Genomic DNA, 19000 nt, shown 5'->3' on the forward strand with positions numbered 1-19000 from the left:
TAACAACTACCTCACAATCGTTCTAAACGTTAAGTTTACCCGTGGTCGGTGGATTTTTTTTGTGGGTGGTAATCGGTGAAGCCAATGGGTTTGGGTTTCGTCTTTCATTACCAATAACGAACCGTGTTCTAACACTTTGTACACCGTCTCTTTGGTTTGCTTGTGTTTAAAACCAAAACGTCTTTCTGCTCCAAAGCTCAACGAGGCAATTGCTCCGTTTTTTTTTAAGTCTTTTTCACCATCACTATGCCATGCCATTCCTTCTGAACCATCGTGATATAAATTCAATAAACAAGAGTTATAGGTTTCGCCTGTTTCCTTTTCAACCAGTTCTTTTAGCGCTAACAATTCTTTGGTAAATGGTAAGGCTGTTTTTGTAATGTTAGAATACGAATATTCAAAAGGTTGTTCGGCATACCAAGCCACTTTTCGTTTGGTTACCATTCGTTTTCCAAAAATAATAGCTTCGTCGTTACGCCATTCAATAGAATTCAATAAAGCCTCATAATAATGGTCTGCTTCCTCTTTTGGTAGAACAATACCGTAGTAGTGTACCGTTCCATCTTTCGGAAGTAAGTTTATAGGGGTATTATCAAATTGAGAGAATAAATCCATCGTTGTAAAAATACGACTAAATAATAAACGTCATAGCGAGGAGCAACAGCGACGTGGCTATCTCATCATTTAGAAAAAGATTCCTTCATCCCGCTCCGAAGTTTTGGAAACGGGATTCGGAATGACGATGTCTTAATTTCTAAACTTATTTCGTGTGATAATATGCTTGAGCTTCTGTTTTAAATCGGTACCTGTATCGTACACCATTTGTTCACTAGAAGGAAAGTTTACTGATCTTTCATCAAGTAACTCTATAAACGACTTATCCAACGCTCTTCTGTCTCCATCATAATCGGCATATATGTGTTCAAAAATAAACTCACTTTGTATAGGAAAACGCTGTAATAATTGATTGCTTCTATTATCAATATACTTTACAACACCAGTTACTTTACTACTCTTAAATTGTGTAAACTGGTAAAGCTTACAACGTATTCTTTTAAACTTATCTACTTTTATTTTATTTCCTAAGCTATCTTTTACATAGCTTCCATTATTATTTCGTAAATACTTAAACCCATCTTTTATGCGTCGTTCTTTAATAACTTCCTTTTCATGTACCTGTTCCGGAGAAACTATAATATCTGTAAAATCTAACTCTAAATCGAAATCATATTGAATATTTCTATCTCTTTTTGCGTGATATTGTGTCCATAAATCATTCAACCCATAGGTATCAATTGCTAACAAGTCTCTTTCTAATCTTTTTGGAATTATTTGCTCTGTTCTATTTCTAACAGAAACATGTACATAATCAATTCCTCTAGCATGCGCCTCTTCTATTAAGTTTCTTGTATCTCTATAGTTAGGGCTAATTTTATCTAAATGCCTTAACTCGTCAAAAGCTCTTCTGTAGTTAATTTTGTTTCGGTCTCCTTCATTTAACAAGGCTACACCATTTTCATACAAATAACCAGCATAATTTTCTTTTGCTGCAAGAATTTCATCCGTATAATTAACAAGTTTAAACTTGGCATTTCTACCAGAAGATAAAATTCGCAACGGTAACAATGGCTTTATTTTTTCCTGCCTGTTATTAAGACGTTGATACAGCGTATAAATTGTTTCAAAGTTTTCAGGATTTCGTTCTTTCTCTAAAAAAGAAATTCTGTCCAAATCTCTATCCGTCGATTTTCTAAAAGCTTCCTGAAGCATTAGTACGTGCGGCTGATTTTTCTCTTTGGTTTTATTCTTGGCTAATTTTTCAATAGATAATGAAATTGCCTTGTCATAATTACCCGAATTAAGCGCTTTTTCAGTAGTTTTTACACTACTACAAGACGCTAATACCAATACCGATAAAATAAGTAGTAAAGTAGTTTTTCTCATAAAGTTTAAGTTTCGCAAGAAAATTCAATTATTGTGCCAAAACTAAGTATTCTTTTTAACTTAAACTTTATGAAGTATACTATTTATTCAAGTAGCTTCGCCATTGCTATTTGAATAAATTTAAGATGTTTTTCTTTATTTGACGGATTATTAGTTTTTTGCATTTGAACCATTTGACGTAATAAATTTACTCCAACCTTATCAAAGTTATATTGCTTATACTGAAGTCCTTTAGCCACAATATCTTCGGATAAGTTTTGAATAGCCTCTGTATTATTACTTTTTCCAATCTTATCAAATGCTTTTTTATACAATGATTGAATCTTTTTATTCGGACTTAAAAACATTCCAGACATTACATTGCTTGCTATAAAACTTAGCTCTTCATCATCATTTTCTTCTAAATAAATGCGCGTTAACGGTGTTGCAATGATCTTTTTTACAGCTAATGGTAACGTTTTTGATTTTTGAATTGCTAACTGTTTGTCTATATAATACATTCCTACCAACGACTTTCCTAATACTGAGTATGACTTACTTTGTAAGCCTTTTTCGAACACCGATTTTAATGCAGGGTCTGTTAACTTTCCTAAGGTTTCAATTGCAGCTGCTTGCACCAACGTTTTTGAATCGTTTTGAGCGATTTTCATAATTTGATCAATTACATTCTTTTTTGAATATTTATTGATTAAATTAATGTTCTCCAAGGCTAAAATCCTGATTTTATAAAAATCATTATTCAGAGCATCTGCAACTGCATTAAATGCTTTTTTATCATCTTGATGTTTTGCTACTTCTAACAAAGCTTCTCTTTTATGCACGTAGTTTTGAGCATATTTTAATTGATGAATATAATCGCTCAATACTTTATTTTCGTTAATATCGCATAACAACACACCGTCAGCATTTACTTGAATTAAATCTGGATGCTTGGTAAAAGGAAAGGTGAATGAAGCATCTCTTCCTTCAACAAACACAGTATGACGTGTACGTTTACTTCCTTCAAAAACATCAATTGCAAATGGGAATTTAAACTCATTAAGTTGAGATTGAATAATATTTACGGTTACTGTTTTTCTAAGTTTGTTATAATCGTAAGATATTGATAGTTTTGGATGTCCGCTGTTAAAATACCACTGATTGAAAAACCAGTTTAGGTCTTTACCGCTTACTTTTTCAAAAGCTAAACGCAGTTGATGTGCTTCTCCTGTTCCGTATTTATTAGCTGTTAAATAAGTATTCAATCCTTCGTAAAAAGCTTCATCACCCAAATAGTTGCGTAACATGTGTAAAATAGCGCCTCCTTTGTTGTAACTAACCGCATCAAACATATCTTCTTTATCCTCGTAATAAAAACGAACTAAATGTTTATCAAAATTTTGTCCGCTTTTATACCCTTCAATATCTTCAAACAAGTGTGCGTCTGCTTCATCTTTTCCATATTTATGCTCTAACCATAAATACTCACTATAATTAGCAAAACTCTCGTTTACGGTTAGGTTACTCCAACTCTCAGTAGTTACTAAATCACCAAACCAATGATGAAAAGCTTCGTGTGCTATCGTATTCTCTTGTACATTTTCATCTATTAGTTGCCCTGGTGTTTGATACGCTCTTTCTCCGTGAATTACGGCTGTGGTATTTTCCATAGCACCACTTACATAATCACGTCCTACAATCTGCGCATATTTATTCCATGGATACTCTATTCCTGTAATTTTTGAAAAGAACGCTAACATTTCAGGAGTATTCCCAAAAATATCTTTTGCATATGGTGCATACTCCTTCTCTACATAATAATCTACAGGAATATCTTTGTATTTATCTTTAATAATCTCATACTCTCCTACTCCCATAAAAAACAGATATGGTGCATGCTTTTGAGTAAAATTCCAATAATCGGTACGAGTTCCATCAGCATTGGTAGTTTGTTTTTCTAGTTTTCCGTTAGAAAGTGTTACATACTTTTGCGGAACCGTCATATAAATTTCTTGTGATGTCTTTTGGTTTGGAGCATCAATTGTTGGAAACCAACAACTACTTGCTTCGGTTTCACCTTGCGTCCAAATTTGAGTTGGTTTGTTTTTATCAAAACCTGTTGGATTGATAAAATACAACCCTTTTGCAGATGTAATAGCTGCACTTCCTTTTTGCTTTACCCTTTCTGGTCGCGCCGTATATTTAATATATAGTGTAAACTCTTCGTTTCGCTTATAGGTACGAGGTAAGTTGATGATTAACTCATAATCATCATAATTATACTCTAATGCTTGATTATTCATTGTTACTTTATGAATAACCATTGCTTTAGCATCTAACGTAACTTTATCTGTTTCATAAAAATGAGGTGCTAAGGTTACCCACTCTTCTCCATTCATTTCTTTTTCTTGAAAGTTAAAATCTACTTTTAACTTCGTATGAACTAAGTTGTGAACTTTATCTTTTTCAGCTCTATATACTTTATTTGATTGAGAAAATAAGCTTGCTGTAAAGAAAACAGCGATAAAAACAAGGAGTTTGTTAAATTTCATATGTTTTTGTTTAGAGTCCAAAAATATGAAATTCTATTGGGAGGCTTGTTAATGACCCGTTAAAAAGAAAAAGCCGTCAGATAATCTAACGGCTTTTCTATATTTTCAACACCAATTTTTATTCTGTTTCTTCTGAAGAACGATGTTTGTCATCGAAGATCATTTTAAATTGTTTTAAATCTAGGTTTCCGGCATCCATCTTAGCTTTTTGCATCATTTCCATAATTTTCCCAACATTCATATTTTCTCCTAAAATTCGTGCAACTCCTACTCCCATATCTTTTCCGTAACCAAAAGCTACAATTTCGTCAATAGCATCAGCATCTCCTGAATAATAAATTGCTGCATTGGCTCCATCTTTTTTAAATTTCATTAATTGCTTGTAGCCAGATTTTTTAAAGATAGATTTTAATTTTTCCTTCTCAGCTTCATAACTAGCTTCATCTAAATTCTTATAAGGAACACCAGTAATGTTAACCTTTTTTATGCTTTCATACGCTTTTTTGTCTTGTTCCGAAGCTTTATCCATGCTTAATTGCAACACACTAGCTGGTACATCAAACGTTATAAAGCCTTCTTTTTCTTGGCTTTCTACCAAATAGCTTTGTAAGGATTCTGTTTTACAAGAAACGGCTACAAAAGCTACTAGTAATATTGAATATATAAGTAGTTTTTTCATTGTTATTAGTTTTTGATTAAAAGCAGCGTTAACTAATTAACGCTGCCTTATTTGTTTTTATTTGTTCTTCTTTCCGTCTTTAGAAAACGTCTCTGCTAATTTTGACATTTTATTAATGTCTATGTTACCAGTTAACGAAACAATTACAGATTCTGGTGAACCACTATTAGAGTTTTTGTCTTTTACAAACATTAACACTTCACTTACAAAGTCTTTGTTTTTAGTAGACTTTACATAGATTTTAACACGAGAATCTTTATCTTTTACACGCATTAACTCTATTAAGTTACTCTTTGCTATTGCTGATTTTACCATGCTCTCCATTTGTCCAGATACTTTTGCATTTTCAGTAGAAAATACTTTTAGCTCTTGTAGGTCTTGAATCATTTTAAAAACCTCCATAGCTTCATTGTCTTCAGATTCTACCTTAAATTTAGATAAAATTTCAAAAGCATCTTTATTTACTACCACTGATGATACCTCATCTAAGTCTTCTAATTTATCAAATATCGACTGTCCGAAACTTACATTAGCTATAAATACGAATGCGAATAATAATATTATTTTTTTCATGATTTTATTGGTTTATAAGTACTTGGTTTTACTTTCTTAATTAATTTACTGTGTTTATTACTTTGTTTACTGTTTCTTCATAGGTTCCTAAGTGTTCAATAGCATCATTTCCTTTTTTTAGGTTGTTTGAAACTGCATATAATGCATCGTTTCCTTTGTTTAAATTGACCGAAACTAGTTGCAACGCTTCTTTAATTTGTGCAAACTGTTTACGCTGTTGATGCTTTTTGTACTCTTCATTACCCATAAATAAGCTAAATAGTAAGAATACTGACGCTGCTACTGATAACCATTTCCAGTTCTTCTTAGTTTTCTCAGGTTCTAACTGAATGGTTTTGGTAAAGGTTTCGTCTTTACTTTGTTTAAAATAACCAAACATCATACTATACTCTTGCAAATGCGGTGCCACGTCGTTTGATGTAAAATACTCTTGTAACGTTTGCTCTTCTTGCAATGTTGTTTCTGCGTCTAGATATTTATCTAATAATTTTTCTATGTTAGCTAACTCCATAGTTATGTTGTTTTATTAATTCTTGTCTTATTGCTTTTCTAGCTCTTGATAATGCTACTCTTACAGCTGTCGGTTTCATATCAACCATTTTACATATTTCATCAAAATCATATTGTTCAATATCTCTTAATTGTATGATTATTTTTTGCTGCTCTGGTAACTTATCTATAAGCTCATGTACTCGGTTTACACTGTCGTTATGTTCTACCCTCTTTTCTAAAGGAGTATCTTTCTCTTTATAATTACTATGAACCAATGTTAAATTACTTGCTTGTTTAGACTTTAATCTGTCATAACAATAATTCTTCGTCATGGTCATTGCAAATGCCTCTACATTTTTATAATTAGAGAGCTTTTCTCTATTTCTCCACAATTTAAAGTACAGCTCTTGTGTAGCGTCTTCAGCTTCTTCAGTAGAAACCAACAATCTTTTCGCTAAACGAAAGACTTTGTCTTTAAATGGTAATACAACTTTTAAAAAGTCTGATTGGTTCATGGTTTGGTTAATTAGTTCTGTAAGCCTATTAAAACAATTGCGTCTTATTTAACAGGTTTACATATCTACGACGACGCAGTTTTAAGTTTGTTACATCAATACTAAAAAAAAATAATATTATTCAGTAAATTGCGTTGTTGTTACAACTAATATACTCTTATGAAATTACTTAAAGCATCCCTAATCATCTTTTTTTCAATACTACTTGTATCATGCAGTGAAAAAGACGATGCGCCGAAAAATATTGAAGTTCAAAATTTCGTTTGGAAAGGTTTAAACGCTTACTACTTATGGCAAGATTTGGTTCCTGATTTAGCTGACAGACGTTTTAGTAATGATAGTGAATTGTTCAGTTATTTGTCGGGATATGACGATCCTGCTAACCTATTTTACAATTTATTATACATGCCTAATGAATACCCTAAAGATCCTAACAGAACCTATTCGTGGATTGTAGATGATTACATAGCTCTAGAGGAGTCTTTTGCTGGAATACGCTTAACAAGTGGTATGAAGCTAGAAGGTGCTGATTATACTAATGGTTCTGGAGACTTTTATATATATGTATACGATGTTGTTGCTGGTTCTGATGCCGATACACAAGGAGTAACTCGTGGTATGATTATTACTGAGATTAACGGAACAACTATAACTAGAGGTAATGTAAATGATTTATTAGATAACGACACATTCACTATTCATTTAGCTAATTACAATGGAGGAAATCCTGTTAGTAATGGCACAACCATTACTGTTACAAAATCTCAAGTAACAGAAAACCCAATAAAAGTAACCAACGTAATTACTAGCGGTAGCCACACTATTGGATATTTACTATATAATCAATTCTCTAGTAACTTTGACGGAGAATTAAATGCTGAGTTTGCTAAGTTTCAAACAGCTAATATTACCGATTTAATCATCGACTTACGTTATAACGGTGGGGGTTCTGTACAAACAGCTACGTATTTAGGAAGTATGATTACCGGACAGTTCACTAATGAGTTATTTGCTAAACAAGTATGGAATCATAAAGTGATGGAGGTAACAAACCCTGATTTATTAATCAATAACTTTACGAATCAGATTTTAAATAAAGACCAACAAGGAAATGTGGTACTGGATGAAGCAATTAATAGTTTAAACCTAAATACTATTTACTTTATCGTTTCTGATGATTCCGCTTCTGCATCCGAATTAGTTATCAATGCTCTAAAGCCTTATATTGATGTAAAGTTAGTAGGAACTCAAACTTACGGAAAACATGTTGGTTCTATTACCTTATACGATTCTGATGATTATACTCGTAATGGCGATAACTTAAAGAGTCATACGTGGGCAATGCAACCTATAGTATTAGAAATTCAAAATGTAGATGGTGAAAATGCTCCTGAAGGGTTTATTCCTGAAATTACTATAGACGAAAATCCAGGTAACTTAGGTATTTTAGGAGACCCTAACGAGCCTTTATTACAAAGAACCATTCAATACATTACTACGGGAGCTAAAGGAGTGCCTACTATGAAAAAAGGAGTTCAATTTTCTCCATCATGGAATTCAAATATGATGCGCCCTGATTATAACAATATGTATGTAGAGTTACAATAATATAATTATGCTATATAAATAAAAAATCCAGCTTGCTTAGCTGGATTTTTTTATACTTTTTATTCAATAACCTACCATCTTATTACACACGACACTAGCATACGGTACCATTAGACACCATTGTCTTGTGATTAAAGACAGTACTGTCTGAAGTTTAAGACAAATTACAACAAACTCATTTGTTGGTTATTCTCTTCATTAGGAATTTTTAAGTCAACTCCTAACTCCTTGTTTAGCTTTTTTATAAAGTAGGCTGCCAACAATGGCGACTCCACCTCTAAGTTTTGATGTATAAAAAAGTGAATGTTCTCTAAACCTACATCGTTCCATTCTTTTAAACGAACTACCCAATCATCCAAACGCGTATAATCTGACGGGTGATTTGCTCCAACATAACGAACAAAAGCTTCATTATTCGTTAAACACATATGCATCATATCTCTTCTACCGGCGGTATCAACTAACACATTGGTTATGTTATGTTCTTCAAACAACTGTGTAAACTCATTAAATACAACCTCATCTTCAAACCAATTTGGGTGACGAACCTCAATAGCTAATGGTATACCTTTAGGCCAGCTTACCACAAAGTTTTGTAATCTATCAAAGTTTTTATTACCAAAATTAGCGTGTAACTGTAAAAATATGGTACCTAACTTCTCTTGTAAATGTGAAGCATTATCTAAATACACATTCACAGCATCTTGTACACCTTGTAAACGCTTCCAGTGGCTTATCTCCTGCCCTAGTTTTGGGAAAAACTTGAAGTTTTCAGGAGTTTTAGCTTTCCACTTTTCAAACTGTGCTGCTGGAAACTGTCGGTAAAAAGTAGCATTGAGTTCTATCGAGTTAAACTGTTTCGAATAATACTCTAATTCATCTTTGGTCCCTCGTGGGTAAAAACCTTTTAAATCTGCTTTATTCCATTTTGCACAGCCAACATACACATTAGGTGTACCGCTCCTTTCAAAAGAACTTAATAGCTCTATTGTTTTAGGATGCGTTGCTGGTAATGTAAAATCTACTAACTCTGGTTGTGCTACTTTTCCAAACTTCATACTTCGTTATTTTCTATTCCTTCCTCTATATCTTGATTATCTACCATCTCAGGTCTAAACTCTGTCATTCTATCATCATCCAGTTTTTTAGCATACTTATAACCCGACTTCCACCATTTCTTCATTTTTTCTTTATCAAAAACTAGCGAATTGGTTGTTAACACCGTTGGTGTATAGTATAAGTTCAACTTTACATTATGTTGTTTGGCAGAAAGCTTTCCTATGGTAATATTATGTCGCTCAACATTCTCCAACATAAAATCAAACGTATCCATCATCAGTGAAAAAGGGTTCTTAGCAGGTAATCTATTCATTTGGGTTACTTCGGTAGCTAAAATAATAGCATCAACTTCGGTAGCTCCTCGTGCAATTGCTTCACGAATAGGAACTAAACTACCAAAACCACCATCGGCATACTGACAGTAGTCTTTTTCTAACAAACTCATAAAAGGCACATAGTTACACGACCCCCAAATCCAATCACAAAAGTCTTCATACTCACACTCCAAAATAGATTTGTACTCAATTTGATTTGCTGTTAAATTAGAAACTGTTACCACTACCTCTTTATTTAACCTTCTAATTTCATCGTAAATTTCTTTAGTTATGCTATTGCTTATAAGCTTTCGTAAGTTCTTACTCTCACCAAATGTTTTACGACCATTTAAAAAGTTCCAAAAAGTATTTCTATGTCGTATAGAAATTACCTTCTCTCCATGCACCGATTTTATTCGAAACGGACTATTACTAAAAATAGCTTTTTGATCTACCGAAGTATATATTTCTTTTAATTCATCAACCATACCTAAAGCCAAATGCGAAACCATTAAGCTACCTGTTGATGTTCCTAAAAGCATATCGTAATCTTTATTTTTATTTTTCATTAGGTATTGTGCAACACCGCCCGCAAAGGCTCCTTTACTTCCTCCTCCTGAAATTACTAAGGCTTTTTTCATTGATTTAAGTTTGGTTTTCCTATTTTTAGTTCTGTAAAAATATCAAAAATATGACACGATTATCATTCCTTTTATTAATCTCTTTTATAATACTTTCTTGTACACAAAAAAAGAAAGCTCCAAGAACTTTTGATACTATTAAAATTACCGAATTTAAACAAGATAGTACCAGTATTAGAGCTATGCTAGCCATTAGTAACGATGAATTAATTTTTGCAGGTTCTAAAGGAGATATTACAAGTACAAAGGATGGTGGTAAAACATGGCAAACACAAAGTTTAAAGTATAACGATACTATTATACCGCACTTTAGAAGCATTGCCAAAAACGATGAAAACATATTTGCCTTATCGGTAGCTAATCCTGCCTTACTATATAAAGGAAATGAAAACAAGTATGAGTTAGTATATACAGAAGCACACGAAAAGGTTTTTTACGACTGTATGCAATTCTTTACCGATGGAAAGCATGGTATTGCCGTTGGTGATCCTACAGATGATTGTCCGTCTGTTATTCTTACCTCAGATGGGGGAAATACATGGACAAAACTACCGTGCTCTCAACTACCTACTTTTGAAGAAGGAGAAGCCTTTTTTGCTGCTAGTAACACCAATATTGCTATCATAAATAATACCGTATGGATAGGCTCTGGAGGAACTAAAGCACGTATTTTAAAATCTACCGACTTTGGGAACACTTGGGAAATTTTTGATACCCCAATTGTACAAGGTGACGGACCACAAGGAATTTACTCTATTGATTTTTATGATGAAAACCATGGAATTGCTATTGGAGGAAACTACGCAAAACCAGAAAACAATAACGCTAATAAAGCAATTACTACCGATGGTAGTAAAACATGGACACTCGTAGCTAATAATACCAATCCTAATTACAAAAGCTGCGTACAGTATGTACCTAATACTAACGGAAAGGAAGTCTTTGCAGTTGGAAAAACAGGAATATCATTTTCTAACGACGGTGGACATACTTGGAAAGAAGTAAGCAAGGAAAGCTACTATGCTATTCAGTTTATTGATAAGAATACCGCTTGGTTATCTGGTCATGAAAAGATTGGAAAACTAGTTCTTAACTAAACTATCTTAGGGCAAATAAACAAAGAACTATAAGAAAACCTATTTTAAGTCTATTAAGTAAGCCTTGGTGGATTAAATTCTTGGCTATCACCCTGTGATTAATTCTTAATGTTTTGTTAAAAGGAATTCTTTTCCTTTTTAACTATCTATTTTTATAAGCTAATCAACTCAATATTAAATGAAAAAAATACTATTCTTACTCTTATCCCTGTGTATTAGTAGCTCTTTTGCACAAGAGTACTTTCCTACCAACACAGGAGTAAAGTCATCCAAAAACAACGTGTATGCATTTACCAATGCTACCATTTATGTTACCCCTACCCAAGTAGTAAAAAAAGGAATACTACTTATTAAAGACGGTAAAGTTGTATCTGTAGGTAAATCGGTTACCATACCTAACGAAGCACACGTAATTAACCTAGATGGAAAATCTATATATCCTTCTTTTGTTGATGCTTATTCAACCTTTGGTATCGCAAAACCTAAACGTGAAAGTGGTCGTGGTAAAAGACCACAATACGATGCTGGCAGAAAAGGATATTACTGGAACGACCATATTCGTCCTGATGTAGATGCTGCTGCTGAATTTAACTTTGATGCTAAAAAAGCTAAAGAATTATTGTCTTTAGGCTTTGGTGCTGTTAATACACACGTGGCAGACGGTATTATGCGAGGTAACGGAATTTTAGTTGCTTTAAACCCTAACAGTTCTGATGCTTACAGAATTTTAGACAAAGAATCTGGAAACTACTTATCGTTTTCTAAAAGTGCTAAATCACGTCAAAGCTATCCTACGTCACGTATGGGAGCTATGGCACTATTACGCCAAACATATTTAGATGCCGATTGGTATGCTAAAGGAAATGCAAAAAACACCGATTTAGCTTTAGAAGCTCTAAACAACAAAAAAGAGTTACCACAAATATTTAATGCGGGTGGATATTTAGACAATATGCGTGCTGATAAAATTGGTGATGAGTTCGGAATTCAATATACCATTGTAGGTGGAGGTAACGAATATGAAAGAATTAATGATATTAAAGCAACCAATGCTACGTACATTATTCCTATTAACTTTAGAAATGCTTACGATGTATCAAATCCATTTTTAGCAAATAAAATTGCGTTAAGCGATATGCGCTCTTGGAATCAAGAACCAGCAAACCCATCAATTTTAGCAAAAAACAATATTCCTTTTGCATTAACTACATACAAGTTAAAAAAGGCAAAAGAATTTAATAGCAATCTTCAAAAGGCTATTACTTACGGATTAGATAAAACTACAGCTTTAGAAGCATTAACTACAGTACCTGCCAAGATTTTAAAAAATGACAAAGTTGGTAACTTAAAAGCTGGTAGTTATGCCAACTTCTTAATTACTTCTGGTGATATTTTTGACAAACAAACTACTTTATATGAAAACTGGGTGCAGGGTGATAAAAACACCATTAACTCAATGGATAGTAAAGATATTACAGGTAAGTACACACTAACAGTTAACGGAAAGTCGTACGATATGACCATTACTGGTAAAGGAGCTAAACAAACAGCTGCTTTAAAGAGTGGAGATAAAAAGATAAATAGTAAATCATCTTTTAGTAACGGTTGGTTGCATATAACTCTTAAAGATGGTGACAACTACACTCGCTTAACAGCATTTGTTAAAAACAAACAACAAATTACGGGTACAGCTACCGACAACGATGGGAATGAAAATACTTGGAATGCTACTTATACTGGAAAAGCTGATGCTAAAAAGAAAGACGGCAAGAAAAAAGAGACCACTCCTGAAGTACTAGCCGTTACCTATCCAAACATCGGATTAGGAAACCCTACAGCTCCACAAAAAGAAACTATTTTAATTAAAAATGCGACGGTTTGGACTTCTGAAAACAACGAAGTACTAAACAATACCGATGTATTAATTAAAGATGGTAAAATAGCCAAAATAGGCACCAACCTATCTTCAAGAGGTGCAACAATTATAGACGGAACTGGTAAGTATGTAACCGCAGGTATTATTGATGAGCATTCACATATTGCTACTTCCGCAGTAAACGAATCAGGACATAACTCAACGGCGGAGGTAACTATTGAAGATGTTATCAACCCTAACGATGTAAATATTTACAGAAACATTGCGGGTGGTGTTACTTCTATTCAAGTATTACATGGTTCTGCCAATCCAATTGGTGGACGTTCGGCAATTATCAAACTAAAATGGGGAGAGAATGCTGACGGAATGTTATACAATAACACACCTAAGTTTATCAAGTTCGCCTTAGGTGAAAATGTAAAACAATCTAACTGGGGAGATATGAATACAATTCGTTTCCCTCAAACACGTATGGGAGTTGAACAAGTATATATTGACTACTTTCAAAGAGCCAAAGAATACGATGCTAAAAAGAAAAGCGGACAACCATATCGTAAAGATATTGAGTTAGAAACTTTAGCAGAAATTATTAATAAAAAACGTTTTATTTCTTGTCACTCTTACGTACAATCAGAAATTAATATGTTAATGAAGGTTGCAGAACAATTCAACTTTAACATTAACACGTTTACCCACATTTTAGAAGGATACAAACTAGCCGATAAAATGAAAGAACACGGAGTTGGTGGTTCTACTTTTGCCGACTGGTGGGCGTATAAATACGAGGTTAACGACGCTATACCATACAACGCTGCTATTATGCACAACCAAGGTATTACAGTTGCTATTAATTCTGATGATGCCGAAATGTCTCGTAGACTAAATCAAGAAGCCGCTAAACTAATTAAATACGGAGGTTTAAGCGAACAAGAAGCTTGGGCTACAGTAACTATTAATCCTGCAAAACTATTACACTTAAACGACCGTACAGGAAGTATTAAAGTAGGTAAAGATGCCGATGTAGTTGTATGGAGCGGAAATCCACTTTCAGTATATTCTAAAGCAGAGAAAACAATTATTGACGGAGCTGTTTATTTTGATATTGAAAAAGACTTAGAAAAGCGTAAAGCTATTAAAGCAGAGCGTGCTAAGTTAATTAACATGATGTTACAAGAGAAGATTAAAGGAGGTAAAACACAAGCTCCTAAAAAGAAAACTCAGAAATTATTTCACTGTGATACAGAATAATCCTCACAGAGAAATTTAGTAAGATTAACTACTAAGTATAAACTAATAGTAACAAAAATTTAAAACGTGAAAATTAAATATATATACAACATAATATGCTTCTTATGTATAGGAAACATACTAGCGCAACAAACACCAGCACCCAAGCAAATTGAAGCTTACAGTATTGAAGGTGCTACGGCACATTTAGGAAACGGAGAAGTGATTGAGAACTCTTTAATTATGTTCTCTAACGGAAAAATTGAATTTATAGGAAGTGCTAATATGAGAATTGCCCGTATGGGAACTGTTATTAATGCCAAAGGAAAACACGTATACCCAGGATTCATTGCAGCAAACACCTCTTTAGGTTTAGCTGAAATTGATGCTGTACGTGCAACGAGAGATTTTGATGAGGTAGGTTCAATGTTACCTCACATCCGTAGTATTATTGCTTATAATGCAGAAAGTAAAGTGGTAGAAACCATGCGTCCTAACGGTGTATTAATGGCACAAATTGCCCCACGTGGTGGTGTTATTTCTGGTACCTCTTCGGTAGTACAATTAGATGCTTGGAACTGGGAAGATGCTGCTATTAAAACCGATGATGGTGTTCACATGAACTGGCCTCAAGTATTTTCAAGAGGTCGTTGGTGGATGGGTGAAGATCCAGGATTAAAGCCTAACAAAAACTATCAAAAAAGTATTGATAAGCTTACAGAGTTTTTCGCCAATGCAAAAAGCTACCTAGCGGGTAATAAAACACCTAAAAACTTACCTTATGAAGCTTTACAAGGCGTTTTAAACGGCTCGCAAAGAATGTTTGTACACGTATCAGGAGAAAAAGGAATTACTGATGCTGTAACTATTTGTAAAGAGTTAGGCGTTAAAAACATCGTGATTGTTCGCGGACAAGAGGCTGAAAAAGTTGCTGACTTATTAAAAGAAAACAATGTACCTGTTATTTTAGAACGTGCACACCGTTTGCCTAATGGTGAAGATGCAGATTATGACAGACCTTTTAGAGCGGCTAAGATATTAACCGATGCAGGTATTTTAGTTGGTTTGGGTATGGAAGGAGATATGGAACGTATGAGTACACGTAACTTACCTTTTTATGCAGGAACGTATGCTGCTTACGGATTAGAAAAAGAAAAAGCAGTTCAGCTAATTACCCAAAACAATGCTAAAATTTTAGGTATTGATAACAACGTAGGTACTTTAGAAACTGGTAAAGACGCTACCCTATTTATTTCTGAAGGTGATGCCTTAGACATGCGTACTAACATTTTAAAAGAAGCTTTTATTCAAGGAAGAAAAATCAGCCTAGAATCGCATCAAACAAAATTATGGAAGCGTTATGCTAATAAGTATAAAAATCAATAAACACCATCCTTAACGAATGAGATATCAAAATCTCATTATTAGAACTTAAAAACATCATTCCGTAAAAAGAATGATGTTTTTTTATACATGAATAATAGGTATGCGCTACTGTATGGTAACTTCATACACCACTGTATGAAGCTTAATACAAACTAGTACACCCCATATTTTAGTTTTGTTTGAAGATTCAAACAGTAGCATCTGGTGTTAAACAACAGTAGTGTTTGGTGTTGGGCAACAGTACTGTTTGGTGTTAGACAACAGTACTGTTGTTTGCCTAACAACAGCAATAGCTAGTAATTATTCTTTTAGTAAGATGGTATTTTATTATAAAACAGAATAGTACTTTTGTATTTAGATATCATAGCAAATGAAACAGATTAGTAGTACACAAAACGCCTATATAAAAGAGCTTTTAAAGCTTCAAGAGAAATCTAGAGAACGTAAGAAGAAAGGATTGTTTTTAGTAGAAGGACAACGTGAAATTTCGTTAGTTGTTAAAGGAGGTTATGAAATAGACACCCTGCTATTTGTTGCTGATATGTTTACCGAAGAAAGTGTAAACAAAATTCTACATAAGGCTGCTAATTGTATAGAAATAACAAAAGAGGTATACCAAAAGCTTGCCTATCGTGATACTACCGAGGGTATTATTGCTGTAGTGAAAACTAAAAACTTCGATTTAGATGCTATTGAATTCAACACCAATACTCCACTCGTATTGGTTATGGAAGGTATTGAAAAACCAGGAAATATTGGTGCTATGTTACGTACCGCCGATGCTGCTAATGTAGATGCTGTTTTTATCGCCAACCCAAAAACAGATTTATTCAACCCTAATATCATACGCTCTAGTGTGGGGTGTGTATTTACCAATCAAATAGCTACAGGTACTTCTGAAGACATTATAGCGTACTTACAAGAGCATAACATAAATATTTACAGTGCTACCCTACAAAACTCAAACGAATACCATAAAAACGACTATACTAAGGCTACTGCTTTGGTAGTAGGTACGGAAGCTACAGGATTAACGCAAATTTGGCGAGACCAAGCTACTCAGAATATCAACATACCTATGCAAGGTGAAATCGACTCAATGAATGTATCGGTAGCCGCAGCTATCTTAACTTTTGAAGCGAAACGACAACGTAAATTTTTAAATTAAAAACCAAATGAAAACAAAAATCCCCTTATTAACACTTGTAACCATTTTATTCTTTTCTTGCTCTTCTGACACTGACAATGTAGAAGAAAACATAGATACTGGAAACACTGGAAATCAAATATGTAAAAACCCTTCTGCTTTTATTTTTAATGAAAAGGACAATTTTATTTTAGTTGAATTTGAAAACAATGATTTTCCTACAGGTTGGGAATTAAAAACAAATAGTTCTACTACTGGAAAAGGATATTATGTTTGGACAGGAAATCAATCGTTAGGAAAACCTGGTAGTGGTTTAGTTGAGTTTAAGCTAAACATTAAAAACCCTGGTGTTTACCGTTTTTTATGGAGTTCTGCAGTAACTCAAGGAAATAGTGGTTCTGATCATAATGATAGTTGGCTAAAATTTCCTGATGCAGATGATTTCTATGGAGAAAAAGAGGGTTCTAAAGTATATCCTAAAGGAACAGGTAAAACTCCAAACCCAAAAGGAACATCTGCTGATGGTTGGTTTAAAATATATAGAAGTGGAAATAATTTAGATTTCAAATGGCAAGCAGCAACTTCTGATAATGATTCGCATAAAATATATGTAAAGTTTGAAAAACCTGGTGTATATTCAATGCAAGTTTCAGTAAGATCTTCTGGGCACGGAATAGATAAGTTTATGCTTTTTAACGAAAGTTATTACACTCAAAATAATGCGATTCAAAAAACTTCTTTTAGTGAAATAACATGCAATTAATAAACAAAAGTTAAGAACTAAAAAACAAACTACTTTTAACCATACATTTTTGTATGGTTTTTTATTTTGTTTTATCTTGGCTAACGCTTAATAAAATTGCTATAGACTTCCTTTTCTTCCAAAAATAAGTAAGTTTAGCAATAAATATAAAAGAACAGTAAAGTACTCTTATACCTCCTTTTTGGTTGTATAACGATGTATTTTACATCTATATAAACACGTTGTAAATAATTTAAAACAATGAGTACAAGAAAGAATTTAATTATATTATTATTGTTAACTTTAACATTAACAAGTTGTTCATCTATTAAAAAGACAAGTAGTTCTACCGATAAAGAAGAAATTTCTATAATCATAGAAAAGCCAAATGAAAATTATATTTGGAGGAAAGGACTATTAACATTAAATGTTAAAATTATAAATAACAGCAATTCTAAAATTACCATTGTTAAACCTTCTTCTGACCCTAATTTTAGACCAGGGAAATATTATGCTTCTATTGAGAATGAGTTTGAAGGAACATCTTGTATTTCAGAAGTAAGTTTTTATGATGAAGACCCACCGAAACATTATGCCTCTATTTCTGACTTTATAACCATTGAAGCAAACAGTGAAAAGTCTTTTGATTTTTCTAATGAACACTTAAATTATTGTGGTGAAAATTCTCAAAATTCAGATACTGCTTGTGTAAAAATTAAAATGTACGGACACAAAACTAAATATGATGCGAATAGTGATTTTATATTAAATAATTATGCTGGTTATAGCATCGAAGAAAAGAACAAAATTATTGAGTTATACAACACACTACATACAGTAGATATTGAAAGTAATATTATATGTGTGAAAGTTAAATAAAACTATTTACAATAATGGTAACCGTTGCACAAGCTATTAATTTCACAAAAACAAGATATAAATAAGCCCTTTTGAGGGCTTTTATTTTATAATGTAATTTAGTTTCAGGTTAAAGATATGAGGCTTAAAAAGAAGTAAAATAAGTTGTATGGTTACTTTTAAAGAAAAACAAACTACTTTAAACCGTACATTTTTGTACGGTTTTTTATTTTGTTTTATTGACTTATTAATTTAAAATCTGTATTTTTTTGCTTTAAAATACTGATAAATGGAACAATTTGAAGGTAAAA

At 33.1% G+C, this 19000-nt stretch carries 16 protein-coding genes; 7 read left to right on the forward strand and 9 right to left on the reverse strand.

Annotated features, from left to right (window positions below; genetic code table 11):
• Positions 1–6: 6 nt before the first annotated feature.
• From Q4517_RS13920 to Q4517_RS13950, 7 genes are all read right to left on the reverse strand, one after another.
• A complete protein-coding gene (locus tag Q4517_RS13920) occupies positions 7–615 on the reverse strand; it encodes an alpha-ketoglutarate-dependent dioxygenase AlkB (RefSeq protein ID WP_303510590.1) in 609 nt (202 codons plus the stop codon).
• 132 nt (positions 616–747) lie between these two features.
• A complete protein-coding gene (locus tag Q4517_RS13925) occupies positions 748–1944 on the reverse strand; it encodes a hypothetical protein (protein WP_303510593.1) in 1197 nt (398 codons plus the stop codon).
• Positions 1945–2027: 83 nt separating this feature from the next.
• Positions 2028–4475, reverse strand: a complete 2448-nt coding sequence (locus Q4517_RS13930; protein ID WP_303510596.1) for a M1 family metallopeptidase — start codon at positions 4473–4475, stop codon at positions 2028–2030.
• 118 nt (positions 4476–4593) lie between these two features.
• Complete coding sequence (locus Q4517_RS13935) at positions 4594–5154, reverse strand: DUF4252 domain-containing protein (RefSeq protein ID WP_303510598.1); 561 nt, start codon at positions 5152–5154, stop codon at positions 4594–4596.
• Positions 5155–5211: 57 nt separating this feature from the next.
• Positions 5212–5727 carry a DUF4252 domain-containing protein gene (locus Q4517_RS13940; RefSeq protein WP_303510599.1) on the reverse strand — a complete coding sequence of 172 codons (516 nt, stop codon included), beginning with the start codon at positions 5725–5727 and terminating at the stop codon, positions 5212–5214.
• 40 nt (positions 5728–5767) lie between these two features.
• Positions 5768–6238 (reverse strand): hypothetical protein, encoded by a 471-nt coding sequence (locus Q4517_RS13945; protein WP_303510600.1) that lies wholly within the window; start codon positions 6236–6238, stop codon positions 5768–5770.
• Positions 6225–6734, reverse strand: a complete 510-nt coding sequence (locus Q4517_RS13950) for an RNA polymerase sigma factor (RefSeq protein WP_303510602.1) — start codon at positions 6732–6734, stop codon at positions 6225–6227. Before Q4517_RS13950 ends, Q4517_RS13945 begins: the two co-directional genes overlap by 14 nt.
• Positions 6735–6893: 159 nt before the next feature.
• On the opposite strand from Q4517_RS13950, the gene Q4517_RS13955 reads away from it, so the two are divergent.
• Positions 6894–8342, forward strand: a complete 1449-nt coding sequence (locus Q4517_RS13955) for a S41 family peptidase (protein WP_303510604.1) — start codon at positions 6894–6896, stop codon at positions 8340–8342.
• A 164-nt stretch (positions 8343–8506) separates the two neighbouring features.
• Here Q4517_RS13955 and Q4517_RS13960 read toward each other — a convergent pair whose 3' ends face one another.
• Positions 8507–9400: a DUF72 domain-containing protein gene (locus Q4517_RS13960; protein ID WP_303510607.1), complete on the reverse strand. Its 894-nt coding sequence runs from the start codon at positions 9398–9400 to the stop codon at positions 8507–8509.
• Complete coding sequence (locus Q4517_RS13965; RefSeq protein ID WP_303510609.1) at positions 9397–10356, reverse strand: patatin family protein; 960 nt, start codon at positions 10354–10356, stop codon at positions 9397–9399. Before Q4517_RS13965 ends, Q4517_RS13960 begins: the two co-directional genes overlap by 4 nt.
• A gap of 50 nt (positions 10357–10406) precedes the next feature.
• Between Q4517_RS13965 and Q4517_RS13970 the strand changes: the two genes are divergently transcribed.
• From Q4517_RS13970 to Q4517_RS13995, 6 genes are all read left to right on the forward strand, one after another.
• Positions 10407–11453, forward strand: coding sequence for an oxidoreductase (locus Q4517_RS13970; protein WP_303510612.1), 1047 nt, complete (start codon positions 10407–10409; stop codon positions 11451–11453).
• 178 nt (positions 11454–11631) lie between these two features.
• Positions 11632–14577, forward strand: coding sequence for an amidohydrolase family protein (locus Q4517_RS13975; protein ID WP_303510614.1), 2946 nt, complete (start codon positions 11632–11634; stop codon positions 14575–14577).
• Between the two features lie 72 nt (positions 14578–14649).
• A complete protein-coding gene (locus tag Q4517_RS13980; protein WP_408034059.1) occupies positions 14650–15942 on the forward strand; it encodes an amidohydrolase family protein in 1293 nt (430 codons plus the stop codon).
• A gap of 370 nt (positions 15943–16312) precedes the next feature.
• A complete protein-coding gene (locus tag Q4517_RS13985) occupies positions 16313–17110 on the forward strand; it encodes an RNA methyltransferase (RefSeq protein WP_303510620.1) in 798 nt (265 codons plus the stop codon).
• Between the two features lie 7 nt (positions 17111–17117).
• Positions 17118–17852, forward strand: a complete 735-nt coding sequence (locus Q4517_RS13990) for a hypothetical protein (protein WP_303510622.1) — start codon at positions 17118–17120, stop codon at positions 17850–17852.
• Between the two features lie 240 nt (positions 17853–18092).
• A complete protein-coding gene (locus tag Q4517_RS13995) occupies positions 18093–18710 on the forward strand; it encodes a hypothetical protein (protein ID WP_303510624.1) in 618 nt (205 codons plus the stop codon).
• The last annotated feature ends 290 nt before the right edge of the window (positions 18711–19000 follow it).

This window comes from Tenacibaculum sp. 1_MG-2023 (assembly GCF_030547425.1).
Taxonomy (GTDB): Bacteria; Bacteroidota; Bacteroidia; order Flavobacteriales; family Flavobacteriaceae; genus Polaribacter.

Excerpts from the sequence above, each read along its gene's own strand:
- Q4517_RS13965 (WP_303510609.1), bottom strand. The coding sequence starts at position 10,356 with ATGAAAAAAGCCTTAGTAATTTCAGGAGGAGGAAGTAAAGGAGCCTTT.
- Q4517_RS13985 (WP_303510620.1), top strand. The coding sequence starts at position 16,313 with ATGAAACAGATTAGTAGTACACAAAACGCCTATATAAAAGAGCTTTTA.
- Q4517_RS13940 (WP_303510599.1), bottom strand. The coding sequence starts at position 5,727 with ATGAAAAAAATAATATTATTATTCGCATTCGTATTTATAGCTAATGTA.
- Q4517_RS13975 (WP_303510614.1), top strand. The coding sequence starts at position 11,632 with ATGAAAAAAATACTATTCTTACTCTTATCCCTGTGTATTAGTAGCTCT.
- Q4517_RS13930 (WP_303510596.1), bottom strand. The coding sequence starts at position 4,475 with ATGAAATTTAACAAACTCCTTGTTTTTATCGCTGTTTTCTTTACAGCA.
- Q4517_RS13920 (WP_303510590.1), bottom strand. The coding sequence starts at position 615 with ATGGATTTATTCTCTCAATTTGATAATACCCCTATAAACTTACTTCCG.
- Q4517_RS13945 (WP_303510600.1), bottom strand. The coding sequence starts at position 6,238 with ATGGAGTTAGCTAACATAGAAAAATTATTAGATAAATATCTAGACGCA.
- Q4517_RS13995 (WP_303510624.1), top strand. The coding sequence starts at position 18,093 with ATGAGTACAAGAAAGAATTTAATTATATTATTATTGTTAACTTTAACA.
- Q4517_RS13935 (WP_303510598.1), bottom strand. The coding sequence starts at position 5,154 with ATGAAAAAACTACTTATATATTCAATATTACTAGTAGCTTTTGTAGCC.
- Q4517_RS13925 (WP_303510593.1), bottom strand. The coding sequence starts at position 1,944 with ATGAGAAAAACTACTTTACTACTTATTTTATCGGTATTGGTATTAGCG.
- Q4517_RS13970 (WP_303510612.1), top strand. The coding sequence starts at position 10,407 with ATGACACGATTATCATTCCTTTTATTAATCTCTTTTATAATACTTTCT.
- Q4517_RS13950 (WP_303510602.1), bottom strand. The coding sequence starts at position 6,734 with ATGAACCAATCAGACTTTTTAAAAGTTGTATTACCATTTAAAGACAAA.
- Q4517_RS13990 (WP_303510622.1), top strand. The coding sequence starts at position 17,118 with ATGAAAACAAAAATCCCCTTATTAACACTTGTAACCATTTTATTCTTT.
- Q4517_RS13960 (WP_303510607.1), bottom strand. The coding sequence starts at position 9,400 with ATGAAGTTTGGAAAAGTAGCACAACCAGAGTTAGTAGATTTTACATTA.
- Q4517_RS13955 (WP_303510604.1), top strand. The coding sequence starts at position 6,894 with ATGAAATTACTTAAAGCATCCCTAATCATCTTTTTTTCAATACTACTT.